The following is an 18,907-nucleotide window of genomic DNA, read 5'->3' as shown; positions in this document are numbered from 1 at the left end:
ATATTTAAGTTCTTTTTAAAGAAACTTTTTAAACCATTTTAATATAACTATCGGAGCCAGAACTAAATCTACAAATAAGGTTATAATCACAATAAGCCCTACCAATAAACCGAGTATAAAAATTTCTAACGATCCTGAACTCATTAAAATAAAAAAGCCACCAACCAGAATAATACTGGTAGCCAAAATAGCTTTTCCGCACTCTAAAACCGCCGTTTTTATAGCATAGTCTACAGAGCCTCCCTTTTTACGTTCCCATTGAAATTTACTTAAAAGGTGAATGGTATCATCTACAGCAATAACAAAACCAACTGTAAAAATTAGTGCAATTTCTGCTCTTAAATCGACTTTAAAAAACCCCATAATTCCAGCCGTTATAATCAACGGGATTAAATTAAGGAATACAGCCAAAATACCTAAAGCCATATTTTTATAAACTATTCCTAAAGTAATAGACACAATTATTATGGCAATCAAAAGTCCGAAAAATGTATTTTCTATACTTTTCTCTTGAGATATATCGATAAGCATATCGATACCAGATAGCCTTGCTTCTATTGGTTTATTAGCAATTAAACTATTTACATGTGCCAAAATATCAGTATGGATGGCATCAATATCATGCTTTCCAAAATCTTTCATCTGGGCATTAAATTTAAAAATAGTTCGGTTTTTATTAGCTAAATAATCTTTCTTTAAAAGTGAAGCTAGTTCCTTTTCATATTTTTTAATAGTCTTAATATCTAGAGGTAACGGTCGTTCTTTATAGGTATTTGGATAATACGCCTGACTCATAATTTGATAATAATTTACAGGTGATTTTACATCGTTTAAATTAGGATGTTCCGCTAGGTAATTATCAATAGCATAAACCGTTTCTAAAAGTTCAGGCTCATTTAATTTCTTTTCATTTTTAGATGAAAGCACAAGCTCGAACGTACGAGAACCTCCAAAATTATTTTCGAAGAATTTATAACTGCTGTATAAATCTGTTTTTTCAGGAAACGAATAATGACTCCCATTTGTACTAATTAAAGTCATTCCATAACAACTCAGAGCAAGAACTACAGCAAACCCAACAAGTACCGTATTTTGATATTTATAAATTAAATCTAGCTTTTTAAACAGCTTCGTAGATAATGCCGTAAACGGTTTACTGATGGTAAATAAATTTCTCTTTTTTAGACCACTAAAAAATATAGGCAAAAAGATAAGCGTTAAAACAAAGGTTAAAATCACTAAAATAGCCGACTCAACTCCAAAATTTCGCATTGCCTGCATGGGAGACATATACAATACTAAAAAACCAACTGCTGTTGTAAACGATGTGATTAAGGTTGTAAACCCAATTTCGCTTAACGCATTTTTGGTTGCTTGCTTAGATGATAATCCTTTTTTAGCTTCAATATCATATTTTATGCACAAATGAATAACATCGGAAACCGCTACAATTAAAATAATAGTTGGAAATAAATTAGACATGGTACTTATAGGTCTCCCCAAAGTAACCATACCTCCCAAAAACAAAATAATAACCACAACAACCAACACTATGGGAAATAAAATAGCTGCTGGTTTTTTAAATATGAAAATTAAACTCAAACATAAAAAAATAGAAATCCAAAAACTAAACGTCAGTATCTCTTTAATAAGAATGTTTTTAAACGAAACATCAATAACTTCTCTTCCCCATAAAAACGTGGTAAGTTCGCCGTAATCGGTTCTTAAGGCATTAACATCTCCTATTAATTTATCTAAGGGTTTAGTCTCTAAGTTTGGCTCGGTTTCTATCCATAAAAACAACGCATCGCCTTGTCTATTAATAAAGCTTTTAGGTAACTCATCGCCTAAAATTTTCTTTTTATTATAGGCTAATTTACCGCTATCTTCAATTTTTAAATACGGTACCCCAATAATACCAAACATACTTTTTATTGGGTAAGACAGCGTTAGCAAGCTATTTACCTTTTTTATATTCGGAATCTGTTTTAAGCTATCGGTTAGCGCTTCTATTTTATTAAGAAATTCCAAATTGAAAACAGAATCTTGATGTTTAACGCCTAATAGAATTAAATTATCCTGACTAGAGAATTCCGATTTCATGTCTTGATAAAAAGTGTAATCGGCATCATCTTCATGAAAAAACTGAGATATATCGGTATCTACCTCAATATTCGGCGCTTTTATTGCTGCAAATACTACAAGTAAAATTAATATGACTATGTAGATATATCTGTATTTTAAGAGTTTTTCAATCATATGTAATTGCCTCTATTTAGCTTAGAGCATACAAGATACGAAGCACAATTTTACTTTAATAGCCTTTTACTCTATTCTACTTAAAATAGCAGAAGTTTTGTTGAAAAGAAACCAATAGATTGTTCTAATTTTGAAGCTTAATTTAAATCATGTTATCAAGCAAATGGATATTTTTCTATAACAAGCTTGCAACAAATAAATAATAGTAAAATGATAGAATTATTATTCATAATTAAATTATTAGTGGCTATCGCCTTTGTTATCGGCTTATCAATACTAGCTGAAAATGTAAGCCCAAAAGTTGCTGGTATTTTATCGGGATACCCAACGGGATCTGCTATCACTTTATTTTTCTTTGGCTTAGAAGTTAGTCCTGATTTTGCTGCAAAAAGCGCTGTTTATAATATGATGGGCTTAACGGCTGCTTTAACTTTTGTTTATGTGTATTACATAGCCTCTAGATACTTTAAAAGGTTTAATATTTTGCTATCTTCTTTATCGGCTATAACGGCTTACTTTGCTGTAGTTTCGCTATTACACCTTATAGAAATTAATAAATATATAGCCATATTAATCCCAATTACTTTCTCATTTTTGTTTATTCGTCTTTTTAAAAGTATTGAAAATATTAACATAAAAACTAAGGCTAAACTTAATTATAAAATTCTTTTTGTGCGCGCCTTTTTTGCTGCTTTAATTATTTTAGTAATTACGAGTGTCCCCAAATTTGTTGGTCCAACTTGGGCAGGACTTTTCTCTGCATTTCCGACAACTTTGTTTCCGCTTATGCTAATTATTCATTTTACATATTCTAAAGAACATGTGCATACGGTGATAAAAAATGTTCCTATTGGTATGTTTTCATTAATAATTTATTCGCTTGTTATTTCTATAGTTTATCCACTTCATGGAATTTATGTTGGTACTCTTATTTCGTTTGGAGCAGCTACAGTTTATCTTCTTGTTTATAAGAAAATAAGAAGTGTTTTGGATAAGCGTGAATTAAAAAAAACAGCTATTGAAGGTGAATAAAACTTCGACTAATAAATCCTTTTGGCTAATACGCCCGCGTTAGGGATTGCAGAGAAAAGCCCACAGCCTGACGAAGGAAGTGCGAGGACTTGCAACGGAAAGCCCGACCTAGGTCCTGATTTTTTTTTCAGGACCTAGGTAACGCCCAAATACCAATTCTAAAACAGGAAACCGTTTTAAAACAAAAAATCCAGCTAGAAAGCCGGATTTTTATTTTTTATGATTTTAGAAAACTATGCTCCGTTTTCTTTTTTAATTAAGTTTAAGGCAGAACCTTCGTTATACCAATCGATTTGCGCATCGTTATAAGTGTGATTCAATTTAATAACATCTTTACTGCCATCGGCATGAACTACCTCTAAGGTTAATTGCTTGTCTGGTGCAAAGGCATTTAAATCTGTGAAGTTGAACGTATCATCTTCTTGAATTAAATCGTAATCGCTTTCGTTAGCAAATGTTAAACCTAGCATCCCTTGTTTTTTAAGGTTTGTTTCGTGAATACGCGCAAACGATTTTACAATTACAGCGGCAACACCTAAATGCCTTGGCTCCATGGCTGCATGCTCACGAGAGGATCCTTCTCCGTAATTATGGTCGCCCACAACAACAGTTTTAATTCCTGCGGCTTTGTAAGCACGTGCTGTATCTGGCACGCCACCATAATCTCCTGTTATTTGATTTTTAACAAAGTTTGTTTTTTGACCAAATGCGTTAACGGCTCCAATTAAGCAGTTGTTTGAAATATTATCTAAGTGCCCACGGAAACGTAACCATGGCCCTGCCATAGAAATATGGTCGGTGGTACATTTTCCAAAGGCTTTTATTAATAGTTTTGCACCTGAAATATCGTTACCAAGCGGTGTAAATGGCGTTAATAATTGTAAACGCTCCGAATCTTCGGCTACTTTTACTTGTACGTGGCTACCATCGGCTTCTGGTGCTAGGTATCCATTATCTTTTACTTCGAATCCTTTTGGTGGTAATTCCCATCCTGTTGGCTCATCGAACATCACTTCTTCACCATTCTCATTAATCAACTTATCTGTCATTGGATTGAAGTCTAAACGACCTGCAATGGCAATGGCTGCAGTAATTTCTGGAGAAGCTACAAAGGCGTGTGTATTTGGATTTCCATCGGCACGTTTAGCAAAGTTTCGGTTAAACGAATGTACAATGCTGTTTTTTGGTGCGTTTTTTGGATCGCTATATCTTGCCCATTGTCCAATACATGGTCCGCAGGCATTTGTAAATATTTTTGCATCTAGATTTTCGAAAATCCCTAAAATACCATCACGATCTGCTGTGTAGCGTACTTGCTCTGATCCTGGATTAATACCTAGTTCCGATTTCATTTTTAAACCTTTATCTAAGGCTTGTTGTGCTATGGATGATGCACGAGATAAATCTTCGTAAGATGAGTTGGTACAAGAACCAATTAAACCCCATTCTACTTTTAAAGGCCACTCGTTAGCGGTTGCTTTCTCATTTATATCCTTACCAACTGGCGTAGATAAATCTGGCGTGAAAGGTCCGTTTAATAATGGACTTAATTCTGATAAATTAATTTCAATAAGTTCATCGAAATATTGTTCTGGGTTTGCGTATACTTCAGCATCTCCCGTTAAATGTTCTTTAACGGCGTTTGCAGCATCTGCAACATCGCTTCTATCGGTTGCACGTAAATAACGCTCCATAGACTCATCGTACCCAAAAGTAGAGGTTGTAGCGCCTATTTCGGCTCCCATATTACAAATGGTTCCTTTACCTGTACACGACATTGATGTTGCTCCAGGTCCAAAGTATTCTACAATAGCTCCAGTTCCTCCTTTTGCAGTAAGAATTCCGGCTACTTTTAAAATCACATCCTTTGGCGCTGTCCATCCTGATAATTTACCAGTTAACTTAACACCAATTAATTTAGGGAATTTAAGTTCCCAAGCCATTCCGGCCATAACGTCTACCGCATCGGCTCCACCAACACCAATTGCGACCATACCTAAACCACCAGCATTTACTGTGTGGGAATCGGTACCAATCATCATTCCTCCTGGGAATGCATAATTTTCTAAAACGACTTGATGAATAATACCGGCGCCTGGTTTCCAAAAACCAATACCGTATTTATTTGATACAGATTCTAAGAAATTAAAAACTTCGCTACTCACAGAGTTGGCGTGTTTTAAATCGGTTGCTGCACCATCTTTAGCTTGTATTAAGTGATCGCAATGCACCGTTGTTGGTACAGCGACTTTAGTTTTTCCGGCTTGCATAAATTGCAAAAGAGCCATTTGTGCTGTTGCATCTTGGCAAGCAATTCTATCTGGCGCAAAATCTACATAATCCTTACCTCGCGAGAATGCTTTGGTAGGGTTTCCGTCCCACAAGTGAGAATATAAAATCTTTTCAGAAAGTGTTAATGGTTTACCTACAATGCTTCGTGCTTTGTCTACACGTTGAGCCATTTTGGTATAAACCTCCTTAATCATGTCGATGTCAAATGCCATAAAATATTTGTTTTTTTGTTATTTGAATTTTAATTACTACAATGTACAAAATATTGAATTATTACAATCATATTTTCACATTTTGATAACGTTTAATAATTTCTAAGACCATCATCGCTTTTCGAATACTTAACTTCAAGAATTAATAAATACAAGGTGATGTACGTCTTTTGATATAATTTCGAAATTACCACTTTTACGCTTTTGAACTTAACTTGAAAAAAAATATAATTAACTGTATTAAACAAAAAAATCCCGAGTCTAAAGACTCAGGATTTTAAGATATTATAATAAAACCTTTTAATTAGCTTACTAGTTGCTTTGTAGAAGGTTTAAACTTCGTTAATACAATACCGTCAACAGCAGCTTCATACTCTGCCATAGTTGGTGTTCTACCTAAAATTGTAGATAGTACTACAACTGGTGTAGATGATAATAAAGATTCACCTTTTTTCTCGCCAGTATCTTTTACAACACGACCTTGGAATAAACGTGTAGATGTTGCCATTACCGTATCTCCTGGTTCTGCTTTTTCTTGGTTACCCATACAAAGGTTACAACCTGGACGCTCTAAATACAACATGTTTTCGTATTTAGTACGTGCTAAACCTTTTGGTGCGCTATCATCAAACTCAAATCCTGAGTATTTAACTAAAACATCCCAGTCGCCTTCAGCTTTCAACTCATCAACAATATTATATGTTGGAGGGGCCACTACTAAAGGTGCTTTAAATTCAACTTTACCGTGTTGTGCTTCAATGTTTTTCAACATTTGAGCTAATATTTTCATATCCCCTTTGTGTACCATACAAGACCCTACGAAACCTAAATCTACTTTTTTAGTTCCTCCGTAGAAAGATAATGGACGAATAGTATCGTGTGTATAACGTTTCGATACATCATCATTATTTACATCTGGATCGGCAATCATTGGTTCAGCAATTTCGTCTAAATCAATAACAACATCAGCATAATAGTTTGCATCAGCATCTGGTTTTAAAGCTGGTTTAATACCTGTCTTTAATTCCTGTATTCTAGCATTTGCTTTATCAACTAAACCTTGAAGTACTTTATTGTCATTATCCATACCCTTATCAATCATGATTTGGATACGACCTTTTGAAATTTCTAATGATTCAATCAATGTTTCTTCTTCTGAAATACAAATAGAAGCCTTAGCTTTCATCTCAGCAGTCCAATCTGTAAATGTAAAAGCTTGATCGGCAGTAAGCGTTCCAATATGAACCTCAATGATTCTTCCTTGGAATACGTTTTCTCCACCAAACTGCTTTAACATTTGTTGTTGTGTAGCGTGTACCACATCACGGAAATCCATGAAGCTTCTCATTTCACCTTTAAAAGTAACCTTTACAGATTCTGGAATTGGCATAGTAGCCTCACCTGTAGCTAATGCTAAGGCAACAGTTCCTGAATCGGCTCCAAAAGCAACACCTTTAGACATACGTGTGTGAGAATCTCCACCAATAATAATATCCCAATCATCAACAGTAATATCATTTAATACTTTATGAATAACATCGGTCATCGCGTGATATTGTCCTTTAGGATCACGTGCAGTAATTAAACCAAAATCGTTCATAAAACTCATTAATCTTGGAATGTTAGCCTTAGATCTATCATCCCAAACAGAAGCTGTATGACAACCCGATTGGTAACCCGCATCAACAATTGGAGAAATGATAGTCGCTGCCATCATCTCTAATTCTTGAGACGTCATTAAACCTGTAGTATCTTGAGACCCTACAATGTTTACTTCAACACGCACATTAGAACCTGCATGTAATGTTTTACCTGGAGTATTTCCAACGGCATTTTTGTTGAATATTTTTTCAACAGCTGTTAAACCTTGTCCTTCAACAGATACTTCTTTAGAAGGTGCATATACTTGAGGAATATCGATTTCTAATATTTTACAAGCTAAAGTTTGTAATTTTTTACCAAAAACAACAGCGTAAGATCCTCCTGCTTTGATAAACTCCATTTTTGGTGGCGTTAATGCAGCTGAGATATCTTTTAACTCTTTATCTCCGTTATATAATTTTTTTGTTTTTGTATTAATCGTTAACACCGTACCTGTAGCTACAGAATACACTTCTTCTAAAACTGGTTCTCCATCAGCATCTACAACAGTATTACCTTCTGCATCTTTCTTTTGTACCCAGTTTTTTAAATCGATACCAATACCTCCAGTTACTCCAACAGTTGTTAAAAAAATTGGCGCAATACCATTTGTACCAGCAATTACTGGCGCAAAATTGATAAATGGCACGTAAGGGCTAAAAGGAACACCAGTCCATAACGCTACGTTATTTACACCAGACATTCTTGAAGATCCAACTCCCATAGTACCTTTTTCGGCGATTAACATCACACGTTTATCTGGGTGTTGCTCTTTTAAAGCTAACAATTCGTTTTGCATGTCTTTGTTATGCTCAAACATACATTGACCGTGTAATTCACGATCTGATCTTGAGTGTGCATCTGCACCAGGAGATAATAAATCTGTAGAAATATCACCTACACCTGCGATGTAAGTTACTATTTCTATTTTTTCTTCAACATCTGGTAGTTTTGTAAAAAACTCAGCTTGCGAATAACTTTCTAATAATTCTTTGGCAATTGGGTTTCCTGCTTTGTAAGCATTCTCTAAAAGCGCCATATCTGCCTCGTATAAAAACACTTGTGTCTTTAAAACTTTTGCAGCATCTGTAGCAATAGCAGCATCTTCACCTAAAGCTAAATCAAGTAAAACTTCAATAGAAGGTCCACCTTTCATGTGTGATAATTGTTCAAAAGCAAAAGCCGGTGTAATTTCTTCTACAACAGATTCACCAAGAATAATTTCTTTTAAAAACTTAGCTTTTACAGCAGCAGCACTCGTGGTTCCAGGTAAAACATTATAAATAAAGAAATTTAGAGAATCTTCTCTATATTCATTATTTACATCTTTAATTTGCGCAATAATTTCGCTAAGTAATTCAGCGCCATCTATTGGCTGTGGGTTAAGCCCTTGACCTTTTCGTTCTTCGATCTGCTTAATGTAATCCTTATAAGTATTCATGAAAGAAATATTTACGGTGTTAGTTTAGGCTCGAATTACCAAATTCAGAGCCGGATAGTTTATTTAAGTTTATTTTTTTAAGTCTTGCAAACTTAAAAAATTTAAAGCAAAGTTTTAAAAAGAAACAGCGTAATACAACAACTAATTATAGTTAATTATTATAATACCATTTTAAATTAATATGACTATTTATTTTTCACGTATTTAATAAAAAAAATAGCAATATCTTAAGTAATTAACAAAAATACTTATTAATAAATCGTGAATTCCTAAAAGTCATTATCGGTTTTTCGAAATACGTATAAAGTAAATAAGAAAAAAAGAATGATGCTCCCCAGTAGAACACTAAAATCATCACTTTTTCAATGCTTGAAAAGGTTTCAACATTAAATATTCGCTGTAGCGGAAGTAAAATTAAAGAGTAATTTAAAAGATAGAGCGCGTAGGAAATTAAACTTATAAAAGTAATTTGTTCTTTGAGTAAGAGACCTTTTTCCCAATTAGAAAAAACAGGAAATAATAAGAGTAAGCTTATAGATAAAAACGGTAAGTAAAAAACCGTGTAAAATAATGGATGCGTTTGTGGTTCACTATTAAAAATAAAGATAAAGCCATGCATAGAAAAAAACAAAATAAGCCCACAAATAAAGGCGCTTGTTTTATACCGATTCCATAATAAACGCCCTTTAGTGAAAAAATAAGCCGCTAAAAACCCGTAGTAAATACTATCAATTCTATAAATAACAACCTTTCTAACTTGATGGCTCCATGTTTTATAAGATGTTATATCATTATCAAAATAAAATAACAAACGCGCTAAAAATACGGCAAAAATAACGCCCAAAGTTACTAGGACAAACAATTTAATTTTCGAAGCCGTTTTACTAAAATGAATAGCCGCTAAAAGTAAAACAGGCACCAAAAGATATGCAAACTCTTCTATAGATAAACTCCACGATTCTGTAAAAAAGTCGGGCATTTCTGTTTTAAAATTTTGAATAAAAACAAAAAAATCACCTATACCATCTATAATTTCTTTATTAAAAAGATAAAACACGCTGATGTTTAACAGAAGGACTAGAAAATAATTTGGCAACGTTTTAAACCAACGCCTAACCCAAAATTGAATAAAATCTCTCGGTGTAGTTTTATTATTATCTATGTTTTTGATAATAATACCTCCTATAAGAAATCCACTTAATACAAAAAATAAATCGACACCAATAGCCCCAAAAAATTGGACTATGGTAATAATAAAATGAGATTCATTTGGAAATAATAATAGCGTGGAATGCGAGCATAACACGAGTAATATGGCTGTAGCCCTAACAACGTCTAATCCAAAAATTCTATGCTTTGCATTTATAGACATGGGTTAGAATTCTTGTATAAAACGTTTAGAACAAACTCTTAATAATATCTGTCTCTGAAATACCTTCGGCTTCGGCCTTGTAATTTTTGATAATACGGTGTCTTAATATACCTTCTGCAACGGCTTGTACATTTTCTATATCCGGAGAAAATTTACCATTTACAGCTGCATGTGTTTTGGCTGCCAAAATTAAATTTTGAGAAGCTCTTGGACCTGCTCCCCAGTCTAAATAATTTTTAACTATTTCTGGAGCCTGATCGCTATTTGGTCTTGTTTTACCAACCATAGCAACCGCGTATTCAATAACATTGTCTGCAACAGGAATACGACGAATTAGATGTTGAAAATCGACAATTTGCTTTGCCGAGAACAAAGCATTTACCTTAACCTTATTATCATTTGTAGTCGATTTTACAACCTGTACTTCTTCTTCAAAAGTTGGGTAATCTAAATTAATAGCAAACATAAAACGGTCTAACTGAGCTTCAGGTAACGGGTAAGTTCCCTCCTGTTCAATTGGGTTTTGAGTTGCTAATACAAAATAAGGTAAATCTAGTTTATAATGGTGCCCTGCAACAGTAACAGCACGCTCTTGCATAGCCTCTAAGAGTGCGGCTTGCGTTTTTGGAGGTGTTCTATTTATTTCATCTGCTAAAATAATATTAGCAAAAATAGGTCCTTTTATAAATTTAAAACGACGATCTTCATCTAGAATTTCACTACCTAAAATATCACTAGGCATTAAATCCGGAGTAAACTGAATACGTTTAAAATCTAGACCTAACGCTTGTGCAATAGTATTTACCATTAAGGTTTTTGCTAATCCAGGCACACCAATAAGTAAGGCGTGACCTCCAGAAAACACAGAAATTAAAATTTGGTTTACAACAGCATCTTGACCAACAATTACCTTGGCAACTTCGGTTTTTAATGCTTTAAATTGTTTTACAAATTGTTCAATGGCAGCTACATCGGACATAGATTTATTTTTTTAACCAGTTACCAGAAAAATCGCAATCTCTATATTTAGATCCAATCTTGATATAAGTATCTTCAATTTTCTCTGTTTGCCAATCTTCGATCGCTTTAATTTTCTTTTCGTCTAGAGCAAGTTCTCTAATTTTTAAGTAATCGCGAGCATAATTTGCTTCATGCTCATTGATTCTATCGGTTACTCTTAATATTTTAAACTTAACATTTCCGGTTCTGTCTTGCTCTGTTAAAACTAAACTAACTTCTCCTTCTTTTAAATCTTGAATTTGAGAATATAATTCTGTGTCTAATTTAGTTAATTCGAAGTTGTAATCTTGAGTCGCTGGGTTAATTAATTGCCCACCATCATTTCTAGTTTCTTTTTCATCACTAGCCTCACGAGCAGCATCTGCAAAAGTAATTGCACCACTTTCAATACGTTCTCTTACTTTTTCAAGGCGTTCTTTAGCTTCTGTTATAGCTTCACTTGACACTTTAGGCGTTAGTAAAATATGACTTACATCGTACTCTTGACCTCTAATTTTATCTACAGTAATAATATGGTAACCAAAGTCTGATTTAAATGGCTCTGAAATCTCTCCTTCTTGAAGTGCAAAAGCCACTTGACGGAACTCTTTAACCATTCTTGGTTTCTTCTTATTTAGCGTATATTTTCCTCCACGACTCGCAGAACCAGGATCTTCAGAATACAATACCGCCTTAGAACGGAAACTTGCACCTTTCTCTATAATATCTGCTTTAAACTGTTTCAATCTATCTATAACACGTTGTTCTTCTTCTTCAGAAACTTTAGGTTCCGAAACAATTTGTGCTACTTTAAGCTCCGTTCCAAATGTTGGACGATCTTCTTTAGGTATTTTAGAGAAAAATAAACGAACTTCCTCGGGAGTCACTTCAATTTCCGAAACAATTTTAGCTTGCATTTCTTGAGCTAACTTATTCTTTTTATTAATTTCGAACATTTCTTCACGAACTGCTTTCTCTGTATCCTTTTCATAAAGCGCTAATAAACGTTTCATATCACCATTTAGTTCAGCTAAAAACTGTTCCATTTGGTAATCTACCATACTACGAATTTCAGCATCTGAAACTATAATACTATCCTGTATAGCGTGATGCGCATACAATTTGTCCTCTAGTAACTTACCAAATAATTGGCAAGGTTCAATATCTTTGACATTAACACCTTGTGCTTCTAATTGTAAATAGGTTTTATCCACATCAGATTCTAACACAATAAAATCACCAACTACAGCAGCAACTGCATCTACTTTTTGCTTTTTGTAATTGCTTGGCACATCACTTTTAGTGTTTTGTACTAAGGTTGTAGAGTCTACTTTTGCAACAACATCCTCTTCAATAATTTCTTGTGCAAATGCTGCGTTTCCTAAACATAGTAAAGCAACAGTAGTAAATTTTAGGTTATTTATAAATTTCAAATTCTTTATTTTTAATAGCATCCTTAGTAATGTCTTTTTCTAATTTTTTAATAAGTTCTAATTTACGCTTATTTCTAACAATTTGATTAATTGTTGGCGTTACAAATTCTAGCGGCGCCGTATCATTTCGTAATAAAACATCATTAATTTGCATCAAATATACTCCTAATGAATCTTTGAGCTGTACAAAATTAGATTTTTTTAACAGTTGATTTTTATTTTCGGGCGTAATCGCAGGAATTTTACTAATAACTTGGCTTGCTTTTATCCAAATAGAGTCGTTTAAAGAATAAGATTTAAACTGAATAGACATAGAATCTAGTTCTCTTTTATCCTTTTCATTAAAACGCTTAAATTTTTTCTCAATACCACTGTAGTCAATAATGTTTTCGTCTACATGAATATATCGAAACTGCAGCAACTCTTCATTCAACTTAAAAACGTCCTTATTTTTATCATAATATGCCTCTGCCATGCTTCGATTAACAACCGTATCTAGATTTCTACTTACTAAGGCTTCAATATAAGCCTTTGTGTATAAATCTGTTTTATACTGCGCCACCAACTTATCGAATCCTGCTTGTTTTTCTTCACTTAAATTAAGCAATGCACCATCTAAAAACAACTGTTTTGTAGCCCAATTATTGATATAGTTTTGCACTAAAACAGCACTATCTTCTTTTGTAACTGCTTCAGAAACCAATTCCGACACATCCTCTTTGTATAAGTAAGAATTATTCACCCTAGCAATGGGTTCGAGATTCCCCTCTTCTTTTAACGAGAAATCGCAAGACACCATAATTGATGATAAAAGAACTAAAATTATAATTTTCTGCATCTATTGTTTTTCTATTTTAGACTTCACCTTTTTCAAGATATCTTTATTAACCACTACTTTGTATTTATCGGCTAGTGATTTAACCCATTTGGCTTCTTTTTCATTTTGATAATCTGAAATTACAGCCCCTTTTGCTTCTTCTAAAGTTTTTTCAGTTTCCGGAAGAATATCTTTTACCTGAACCACTTCGAAAGCATCATGATGTTTAAAAATTTTAGAAATACCTTTCTTGAACTTAAATCCTTTTGGAAGTGCTTGATGTTCGGCATCCATAATACCTGATGTGAAAATAACTTCTACACTATCGTTACTATTCACTAAGTTTTTAATACGATCTAAAGACATATTTTCCTCTAGCAATTTAGAAACCTTTTTTAACGTTTTTTGTTTAGTTGAAGAAGCAACAACAGCATCAATTCTTTCGGGTAAAATATATTCTTTTTTATTCGAATTATAGAACTCCTGAATATCTAAAGAATCTGTTTTTGAAGCATTCCAAATGGTATTTTCCATTAAATCGAAAAGCAACAACCCATCTCTATACTCGTTAATAACATTTGCAAATTCTGAATTTACTTCTTCTAAATGCGCTTCGTGATACTCCACTAAACTTTTATTAAAAAACTCAGTATATTTTTCTGAAACAATATGATTAAACGGTACACTATCACGAAGATTACGTTGTGTTTTTACAAGATAATTCCCGAAATCTTTATAAGTGTAATTTGTTTCACCAATAGTAAACAATATCTTATCGGCTTCAAAATTTGATGGCAATTTCCATTTACGCTTGTAGTAATCAGCCTTTAAAACCGAAACAAAATAATCGAGATTAGGTTCCTCATTATTTAAATTATACATTTTCTTTAGCTTACTATACAAAGCATCATCAATGCGTTTAGAGCGCTCATCGCGCTGAACTTTTTGAACCAATTCCGTTTTAATATCTTTAAAATCTGCAACTGGCTTTTTATTATATAGTTTAACAATATGCCAGCCGTACTGTGTTTTAAATGGTTTTGAAACCGCCCCAACATCTTCCAAACTAAAAGCAACATCTTCAAATTTTGCAGCACTTAACTGTCCTCCAGAAAACGGAGGCATCACCCCACCTTTTGAAGCAGAACTTTTATCATCTGAAAACTGTTTAGCCAAAGCCTCAAAATCTTCACCTTGGTTTATTTTTTTATAAATGTCTTGAATTCTAGTTTCCGGATTCTCGGCAGTAGCATCATCTTCCTTATCTACAACCATAATATGGGCCACTGTACGCTCGCCACGTGATTCACGTTTATCTTGTACATTAACAATATGGTATCCAAAACGTGTTCTAAAAGGTTGAGATGTTTCGCCTACTGCAGTATTAAAAGCAGCATTCTCAAAAGCATAAACCATTTTAAAGCCATTGAACCAACCGAGTTGTTCTGCTATTATTGTTTTACCATCGGCTTTTTGCGTCATTACATTTCCAAAACCCTCAATTAAAGTAGTTTCGCGCAATTTGGTTATTTTATTAAAAGCCGCTAAAGTATCTGTCGCAGCAGCATCTTCAGATAATAAAACTAAAATATGCTGTGCTTTTACATCATTAGAAATACGATGGTAAGCCTCTTCAACTAAAGCTTCGGTAACCGTATTATCGGTCATGAAATTTTTAGCCAATTGTTTTCTATAAGTTAATAATTCGCGATTATAACTGGGCTTTTTATCTAAGCCAAGTGTTTTTGCCTCTTTTAACTTTAGTTTGTAATTTGTAAAAAGTTCTAAATAAGCATCGACATCTTTTTGAGATTCATCTTGAACTAAATCTAAGTTCTTATTATAAACATTCATAAATTCAGATACATAAACCGGATCGCCACCAACTTCTAGTAACACCTCTTTATCTACTGTTTGAGCATTTAAAAACAAACAAAAAAAGAACGGAATTTGAATAAAAAAATATTTAAACCTCATTTGAAAATATCAATTTTTAATAAAAACAAAAATAGTAATATAAAGCTATAAAGCAAGTTGCTTTAACAAACGTTTAAAAAACATAAATATTACAGTTTTTGAAGTATATTTGAACCAGAAAACCACAACAATAAGCATGCGCAAACTTAAACTTATCTGGGATTTTAGAGGGCCAAACGGACAAAGAACAGCAGAACACCACCTTATTCATTTAAAAGAATACATTAGTATAGAAAAACTAGATATTACAATAACTGGTGTTGAAATTTTAAGCGAAATGCACGCTATTGCCTTTTTAGTTGTTGATGAGGCCGATATGAAACCCATTCGCGATGCCCTAAAACCGCACCGAGGACAAGTTTATATAGCTTGATAAAACCTTCTAATTATTGTAAAACCCTTTTGGATTAACATTCTCGTAATTGTGGGTTAAAAATCTAAGCGTATTTTTTAAAATATCACCCATATTTTTACAGTTTTTAAACTCAATATCTTGAGTATAATCGAATATTTTCGACTTTAATAAAGCAATATTCTCTTCGTTGGAAATAGTATCTTCATACATACAGTTTAGCAACTCTTCTATTCTATCTTTAAAACTTTTTAGTCGTTTTACTAAAATAGAACGCTCTTCAATTTTATATTGATCGATAGAGAATTTCTGTACGCGCTCGGTAACTAACTCTACCATTTTAAAATTCTCTTTAAAAAACTGAGGTCTGTATATATTTAACTTTCCTTCGTAAGATTGCTGATCGAAATCGATGGCACGAATTTTATACACCACATGGTCAAAATCGTGCGTTGGCACAATAACGTAATTGTAAGATCGCATATCTCCTAAAAGCCTAATCATACAACGTTCATTAAACTTTACAAACTCTTTAGCAATCTGTGTTTTTTCTGAATTACTACATTTTGGTAAAAAGTTTTTTATAAACTCATCTCCAGGAATTCCGGCAATATGCTCTTCTATTAATGTGTTCTCGTAAACTAAAAAATTCAAATTATATGGCGAAAGCATATGCTCCAATTCTAAACCATAAACACGAGAGGCATCGGCAGTTTTAATATAAAAATAAGTATAATTATCGTTTAAAATATTACGAATTTTAATCCGAAAAGGCTTCGAATTTCCGAAGGTGCAAAAATCTATAGCATCAACACTAAGGAATTGAAAAATATTTTCATTTCCATCAGAATGCAGAATGGTATATACTTTCTTTAGAGATTGCTCAATTTCCTGACGCTCAAACTCATTATAATATACGCGAATCCATAACGTATCATTATCATCCTTATCATAAACTACTATCGAACCTTGAAAACGTAACAAATCATCATAAAAAATTGGAATTTTTGTGTTTCTATTATATTCCAAAAGATAATTATGTAATTTTTCAGTAATCGGAAACGATGGTTTCCTCTTCGATATTTTTAAATCTTCCATAGCATGTAAATATATCTAAAAATAAAATATTTTCGGCTAATTAAAATAATCTCCTCATTTTATTATTTATTCATCTTAAAAATAATCAAAATTAATATTGACAATACTATTCCTTATATATTAATCTTTTATTTCTTTTCTTGTAACAAATTAGAAAACGGGTCGTCGTACTAAAAAACTAACACATGCCGGCGTTTAAAAAAATGCAGGCTTTAAAAACTACATAGTTTGGAATCTATATTAACCATCAAGAATCTCACCAAAAAATTCGGTTATTTAACAGCCGTTAAAGATTTATCTTTCACCATTAACAAAGGCAATGTTTACGGCATTTTAGGACCAAATGGCAGCGGGAAATCGACCACTTTAGGTATTGTTTTAAACGTAGTAAATAAAACGGAGGGGAGCTTTCATTGGTTTGATGGTAATACCTCAACACACGATGCTTTAAAAAAGGTAGGCGCCATTATTGAACGCCCAAATTTTTATCCGTACATGACGGCTGAACAAAATTTAAAACTGGTTTGTAAAATAAAAGGTGTTGGTTTAAATAAAATTGAAGAAAAACTAGAAGTTGTTGGACTTTTAGATCGAAAAAATCATAAATTCAGCACCTATTCTTTAGGTATGAAACAGCGTTTAGCCATTGCCTCTGCCTTATTGAACGACCCCGAAATATTAATTTTAGACGAACCTACAAATGGTTTAGACCCACAAGGTATTCACCAAATTAGAGAAATTATAAAGCAAATTGCTGCTAAAGGCACTACTATTTTATTGGCTTCGCATTTATTAGATGAAGTTGAAAAAGTTTGCTCGCACGTTGTTGTTTTGCGTAAAGGTGTGAAATTATATTCTGGCCGTGTAGATGAAATGATTTCTAGCCATGGCTTTTTTGAATTGAAATGTAATAAAGAAACTGAACTGCTTGCTTTTATTGAAAACCATCCATCATTCTCGAATACAAAAACCGATAGTGGTTTAATAACGGCTTTTCTTAAAGAACCATTGAGCTCGGAAGATTTTAATAAACAACTTTTTGAAAACGGTATAATTCTTACCCATCTAGTGCAGCGTAAAGAAAGTTTAGAAGAGCAATTTTTACAATTAACAGATAATAACTAAAACAACCAAAAGCAAAACTCATGTTCAGACTTTTAAACCTAGAATTACAAAAGCTTTTACTAAATAGAACCAGCAAAGTTTTAATTTTTGTGTCGTTTATTTTACCGTTTTTCGTTATTCTTTTATCCTCTATAAAAATTAATGTTTTTGGCTTTTTCACTTTAGAACTTGGTGAATTAGGCGTTTTCAACTTTCCTATAATTTGGCATTTAACCACATTTTTTGCTTCGCAATTTAAATTCTTTTTCGCGATTGTTGTGGTAAGCATGATCGGGAACGAATACAGCAACAAAACCATAAAACAAAACCTAATTGACGGCTTAAGTAAAAAGGAGTTTATTTTATCTAAATTCTATGCTATTGCTTTCTTTTCGCTTATTTCCACTGTGCTTATTGGTCTTATTTCATTCTGTATTGGCATGTATTATTCAAGCTATGACCAGATTGACATTATCTTTAGAGAAACAAATTTTTTATTAGCTTATTTCGTGAAATTATTAGGCTTTTTTAGCTTGTGTTTATTTTTCGGAATGCTTGTAAAACGTTCTGCTTTTGCATTGGCTTTCTTATTTATTTTATTTATTTCTGAATGGATTATTTTCGGATTAATTACCTGGCAATTCGATCATCATGTGGCTACTAAAATTCAAAATTTCTTTCCGCTACAGTCTATGTACAATTTAATAGAACAACCTTTTCAACGTGTGGCCATGTCCAAATTCCCTGAAAAGGCAGAATTAGCATACGATTATTTAGTGCATTGGTATGAAATTGCCATTGTTCTTGGCTGGACCGCTCTATTTGTATTTTTATCGTTTAAATTATTAAAAAAGCGCGATTTGTAATATATTTGATAG

The 18,907-nt window shown here is 33.0% G+C and carries 13 protein-coding genes; 4 read left to right on the top strand and 9 right to left on the bottom strand.

What is annotated here, in order from left to right; all coding sequences use genetic code 11:
- Window positions 1-15: 15 nt before the first annotated feature.
- Complete coding sequence (locus BM246_RS15695; RefSeq protein WP_074939184.1) at window positions 16-2,259, bottom strand: efflux RND transporter permease subunit; 2,244 nt, start codon at window positions 2,257-2,259, stop codon at window positions 16-18.
- 210 nt (window positions 2,260-2,469) lie between these two features.
- Between BM246_RS15695 and BM246_RS15690 the strand changes: the two genes are divergently transcribed.
- The gene (locus tag BM246_RS15690) at window positions 2,470-3,291 is read left to right on the top strand and encodes a hypothetical protein (RefSeq protein ID WP_052415211.1); all 822 of its coding nucleotides are present in this window, start codon (window positions 2,470-2,472) and stop codon (window positions 3,289-3,291) included.
- Between the two features lie 233 nt (window positions 3,292-3,524).
- Here the strand turns inward: BM246_RS15690 and BM246_RS15685 are convergent, their stop codons facing one another.
- The 7 genes from BM246_RS15685 to BM246_RS15655 form a co-directional block, all read right to left on the bottom strand.
- The gene (locus BM246_RS15685; RefSeq protein ID WP_074939182.1) at window positions 3,525-5,795 is read right to left on the bottom strand and encodes an aconitate hydratase; all 2,271 of its coding nucleotides are present in this window, start codon (window positions 5,793-5,795) and stop codon (window positions 3,525-3,527) included.
- A 304-nt stretch (window positions 5,796-6,099) separates the two neighbouring features.
- Window positions 6,100-8,877 (bottom strand): bifunctional aconitate hydratase 2/2-methylisocitrate dehydratase, encoded by a 2,778-nt coding sequence (locus BM246_RS15680; protein WP_074939180.1) that lies wholly within the window; start codon window positions 8,875-8,877, stop codon window positions 6,100-6,102.
- A gap of 235 nt (window positions 8,878-9,112) precedes the next feature.
- Window positions 9,113-10,249 (bottom strand): acyltransferase family protein, encoded by a 1,137-nt coding sequence (locus tag BM246_RS15675; RefSeq protein WP_074939178.1) that lies wholly within the window; start codon window positions 10,247-10,249, stop codon window positions 9,113-9,115.
- Window positions 10,250-10,274: 25 nt separating this feature from the next.
- Window positions 10,275-11,228 (bottom strand): AAA family ATPase, encoded by a 954-nt coding sequence (locus BM246_RS15670; protein WP_042502932.1) that lies wholly within the window; start codon window positions 11,226-11,228, stop codon window positions 10,275-10,277.
- Window positions 11,229-11,232: 4 nt separating this feature from the next.
- A complete protein-coding gene (locus tag BM246_RS15665) occupies window positions 11,233-12,702 on the bottom strand; it encodes a peptidylprolyl isomerase (RefSeq protein ID WP_074939175.1) in 1,470 nt (489 codons plus the stop codon).
- On the bottom strand, window positions 12,665-13,519 hold the full coding sequence (locus BM246_RS15660) for a hypothetical protein (protein ID WP_042502933.1): 855 nt from the start codon (window positions 13,517-13,519) through the stop codon (window positions 12,665-12,667). Before BM246_RS15660 ends, BM246_RS15665 begins: the two co-directional genes overlap by 38 nt.
- Window positions 13,520-15,475: a peptidylprolyl isomerase gene (locus BM246_RS15655; RefSeq protein WP_074939173.1), complete on the bottom strand. Its 1,956-nt coding sequence runs from the start codon at window positions 15,473-15,475 to the stop codon at window positions 13,520-13,522. It abuts the gene before it with no gap.
- A gap of 136 nt (window positions 15,476-15,611) precedes the next feature.
- On the opposite strand from BM246_RS15655, the gene BM246_RS15650 reads away from it, so the two are divergent.
- Complete coding sequence (locus BM246_RS15650) at window positions 15,612-15,848, top strand: hypothetical protein (protein ID WP_074939170.1); 237 nt, start codon at window positions 15,612-15,614, stop codon at window positions 15,846-15,848.
- 9 nt (window positions 15,849-15,857) lie between these two features.
- On the opposite strand, the gene BM246_RS15645 is transcribed toward BM246_RS15650, so the two are convergent.
- Window positions 15,858-16,925, bottom strand: coding sequence for a hypothetical protein (locus tag BM246_RS15645; RefSeq protein WP_042502937.1), 1,068 nt, complete (start codon window positions 16,923-16,925; stop codon window positions 15,858-15,860).
- Window positions 16,926-17,153: 228 nt separating this feature from the next.
- On the opposite strand from BM246_RS15645, the gene BM246_RS15640 reads away from it, so the two are divergent.
- Window positions 17,154-18,050: an ABC transporter ATP-binding protein gene (locus tag BM246_RS15640; protein WP_042502939.1), complete on the top strand. Its 897-nt coding sequence runs from the start codon at window positions 17,154-17,156 to the stop codon at window positions 18,048-18,050.
- A 20-nt stretch (window positions 18,051-18,070) separates the two neighbouring features.
- Complete coding sequence (locus tag BM246_RS15635; RefSeq protein ID WP_074939168.1) at window positions 18,071-18,895, top strand: ABC transporter permease; 825 nt, start codon at window positions 18,071-18,073, stop codon at window positions 18,893-18,895.
- Window positions 18,896-18,907: the final 12 nt, after the last annotated feature.

It is taken from the genome of Algibacter lectus, from assembly GCF_900112395.1.
In the GTDB taxonomy this organism is placed as follows: domain Bacteria; phylum Bacteroidota; class Bacteroidia; order Flavobacteriales; family Flavobacteriaceae; genus Algibacter; species Algibacter lectus.
The sequence above is the reverse complement of the archived record's forward strand: the minus strand, read 5'-3'. Positions and strand labels throughout refer to the sequence as shown.